General features: G+C 37.7%; 4 protein-coding genes. All 4 read left to right on the top strand.

What is annotated here, in order from left to right; all coding sequences use genetic code 11:
- Positions 1-125: 125 nt before the first annotated feature.
- The 4 genes from KI363_RS21425 (at position 126) to KI363_RS21410 (ending at position 3,112) form a co-directional block, all read left to right on the top strand.
- Positions 126-668: a DUF6431 domain-containing protein gene (locus KI363_RS21425; RefSeq protein ID WP_212967596.1), complete on the top strand. Its 543-nt coding sequence runs from the start codon at positions 126-128 to the stop codon at positions 666-668.
- A 122-nt stretch (positions 669-790) separates the two neighbouring features.
- A complete protein-coding gene (locus tag KI363_RS21420; protein WP_156858102.1) occupies positions 791-2,065 on the top strand; it encodes a TnsB C-terminal domain-containing protein in 1,275 nt (424 codons plus the stop codon).
- Complete coding sequence (locus tag KI363_RS21415; RefSeq protein ID WP_156858103.1) at positions 2,058-2,858, top strand: ExeA family protein; 801 nt, start codon at positions 2,058-2,060, stop codon at positions 2,856-2,858. The genes KI363_RS21420 and KI363_RS21415 overlap by 8 nt, the downstream gene beginning before the upstream one ends.
- Positions 2,858-3,112 carry a hypothetical protein gene (locus KI363_RS21410; RefSeq protein WP_156858104.1) on the top strand — a complete coding sequence of 85 codons (255 nt, stop codon included), beginning with the start codon at positions 2,858-2,860 and terminating at the stop codon, positions 3,110-3,112. The genes KI363_RS21415 and KI363_RS21410 overlap by 1 nt, the downstream gene beginning before the upstream one ends.
- Positions 3,113-3,260: the final 148 nt, after the last annotated feature.

The following is a 3,260-nucleotide window of genomic DNA, read 5'->3' as shown; positions in this document are numbered from 1 at the left end:
TGTAAAGCTCCACATTGTTCCATCTAAAACACTTGCTAATTGTTCAAATTCCTCCAGATTAAAAATAGACTTCCCTGCTATAATGTGCTAAGTTTTTTTCATATTAATAGAAGGGAGTTTTTTAATTGATTCATTTACATGATTTTAAGATTGATATTTTTCAATACGCGGCAAATGGAATAGAAAATGAGTTTCCTAGGTTAGATCGATGTCCGGGTTGTAATTGTTTCGCTCAGGGAAACATACATCGTCATGGTTATTACTGGCGATATGGTATTGAAGAAGATGAACATATACGACTACCGATTTGTCGTTATCTTTGCTTAGCTTGCGGCATCACCATTTCTGTTCTGCCAAGTTTTTTGATTCCTTATTTTCAATATACATTATATATGATCTTTAAAGGGATTGAGCGCTATTTGAATGGGGATTTGCGTAGGGGTGGCCGGCAACTGCTAGAACAACATATCAAGCGGTTTTACAAAGGAATACATTGGATTCATAGCTATTTTGTGCACGAAGGGTATTCGAATGGGTTATCTAAAAACACTAAAAAAGAAGCCCTAAAATACAAGAAAATGATCCAAGATACTGGCATATCTTCCTTCTTTCAAAGGAGCTGGGGTCACTTATCATCATATTTTATGGGCACATTAATTTTACCATAATTTTCGTGATAAAAAAATAAAGACTGTCCCACATAACTTTTGCCTATGCAAGTATTGGCGAACAAAGTAGAATAAAAGCAATGGATAACCGGTTGTCCTTCTAATAAAAGGAGGCAAATCCAATGGATGAAAAAACGCGGGAAGAAATTGCTTTATTTCGTTATGGCTTGATTGCGCCGCTCTTTAATAAGCAAAGAGAACCAAAAGAGTATTTTCAAGAACTGGAAGGAAAAGTACATCAGGTACCCTATTATGGAGAACGAAAGGTTGCAGCGAAAACGATCCAAGAATGGCATTTAAATTACCGAAGAAATGGATTCGAGGCTTTAAAGCCGAAAAGACGGGCAGATCGTGGAGGTTCTCGCAGGCTCTCTCCAGATGATGAGGATCATATTCTCAAAATAAGAAAAGAAGAATATCTGCATATGCCAATAACTGTGTTCTACGAACAATTAATTCAACGTGGTGAAATTCAAAAGGATCATGTTTCTTATGCCACGATTAACCGATTATTAAAAAAACACAAGCTAGCTGGAAAGCATCATATGAGTTTTTATCCAGAAAGAGAGAGAAAGCGTTTTTCTCATGATAAAGTTAATGTATTATGGCAGGCAGATTTATCGCATGGTCCGTACATCCGAATGGAAGGGAAAATGAAGAAAACATTTCTTATTGCATACATCGATGATTGTTCAAGAATCGTACCTTACGCGGAATTTTTTTCTTCGGAGAAATTTGATGGCCTTCGAGAAGTAACAAAAGAAGCACTTCTGCGATATGGAAAACCGACGATGATTTATGCCGATAACGGAAAGATTTATCGATCAGAAACCCTGCAGTATGCCTGTGCGCAATTGGGAATTACTTTAGTTCATACACAGCCATATGACCCTAAAAGTAAAGGGAAAATAGAGAGGCTGTTCAAAACGATTCAAACGAGGTTCTATCCATTATTAAAAAGTAATCCAGCCGATTCGCTGGAAGAGCTAAATGAAAGATTTGGGCGGTGGCTAGAGGAGGATTACCACCGGAAGCCACACGCCTCTCTTGATGGAAAGACACCCCATCAAGTATTTCAATCCCAATTAGATCATATCACATTTTTAGAGGATCATTCCATACTAGAGACAGTATTTTTAAAAAGAGCAAAAAGAGTCGTAAAATTAGATGGGACGATTACGTTGGATAAGAAATTATATGAAGTTCCCGCTTCTTTCATTGGTCAGAAGATTGATCTTCGACTCGATGATCGAGCGGTGTATGTGTTTGAAGATGGAAAAAAAGTAGCACAAGCGATAGCCGTTAACATGGAAGATAATGCGCATGTCAAACGAGCCCCATCCCCATTTGCGATAATGGATACGGTTCAACGGAAGGGAGAGACGGATCATGTATAAATCCTTTTATTCGTTGGCTAAGATGCCATTTACCAAAGAGATGAATCATGTGGATGCGTTTGAATCTACGATTTATCAAGGAGCATTAAATGGTTTAGCGTACTTACAAAAGTCGAAAGGAATCGGTTTAATTATAGGTGATCCTGGGGCTGGAAAAACATTTACATTACGAAGTTTTAAGGAGTCACTCAATCCATCTTTGTATCATGTCGTCTATTTTCCATTGTCTACTGGAGGAGTGATGGATTTTTACCGAGGGTTGGCTTATGGTTTAGGTGAAGAACCCAAATTCCGCAAAGTAGATCTATTTCGCCAGATTCAATCAGGCATTGAACAAATGGTGGAGGAACGTAAAATTACTCCAGTCTTCATTCTTGATGAAATGCACATGGCAAAGGATGCATTTTTACAGGATCTAGCCATTCTCTTTAACTTTCAAATGGATTCGACGAATCCATTTATTCTCATACTATCTGGTTTACCGCATTTAAAAACACGGTTAAATTTAAATCATCATCGACCATTGGCTCAACGTATTATCATGAGATATCAAATGCAAGCATTAAGCAAAGAAGATGTTTACGCGTATATAGAACACCATTTAAAGTTAGCGGGATCAAGAATACCAATATTCAGTCCTACGGCCATGGAAGCAATCGCGTTACGATCACAAGGTTGGCCCCGTATTATCAATACATTAACGACGAATTGTCTTTTATATGGAGCGCAACAGAAGAAAGAACAGATTGATGAAGAAATCGTGCGTCTGGCAGCTGAGGAAAGTGGTCTGTGATGAAAGAAGGAATCATGATTTCTAATCATAATGCCTGGCAGATATGGATTGGGCAAGAGGCTTTTATTGTGTATGAAGGGATGCCTGTAGAAATAAAATTCCAGAGCGACTATTTGAATTTTATTATTGGGAAGGACTACGATGATTGGTTTGTGATGTATAAGGGGTCAGTCGCATTTAATCTTCGCCACCCCGATGTTTACAAGATACGTGTGGCGCCCATTGAATTAATGAGAGAAGAAGATGTCTTTTGAAAGGCATCTTTTTTTCTTGAAATAGTAGAGAAATAGCGTGCATATTCTTTTTCACATATGAAATAAAGTGAAAATAATAGCACATTACCCCAGATAAACAGCTGAATTAGTTTGAAATAGATGACCTGGAATAATGTGCTAGTTTACA

Origin of the sequence: Lederbergia ruris (assembly GCF_018332955.1) — a bacterium.
Lineage (GTDB): Bacteria > Bacillota > Bacilli > Bacillales > Bacillaceae_C > Lederbergia > Lederbergia ruris.
This window is presented reverse-complemented; position numbering and strand designations above follow the sequence as displayed.